Annotated in this window: 1 pseudogene; it reads left to right on the top strand. The window is 46.5% G+C overall.

The annotated features are described in order from the left end of the window. Window positions 1-273, top strand: a pseudogene (locus SB775_RS29485) (type 2 isopentenyl-diphosphate Delta-isomerase); the annotation flags it as partial.

Below are 273 nucleotides of genomic sequence, written 5' to 3'. Positions count from 1 at the left end.
CCCTTTAACAGTTTTGATGAGGTCAGCTTTGTTCCTACTAGTTTGCCCAATATTGGTTATCAGGAAATCACGCTTGATACAGATTTGGCTACTTTTCGATTGGCTTCTCCCATTGTTATCAATGCGATGACAGGAGGGGCGGAGGCCACAACACAAATCAATCAAAAGCTGGCGATCATAGCGAGAGAGAAAAATTTGGCGATCGCTGTCGGTTCACAAATGGCTGCACTGCGAGACCCTAGCCTAGCGGAAAGCTATCTGATCGTTCGCAAG

Source organism: Peribacillus sp. SIMBA_075 (assembly GCF_046534585.1).
Note: the sequence above shows the minus strand (reverse complement) of the source record. Positions and strands in the feature narration are given on the sequence as shown.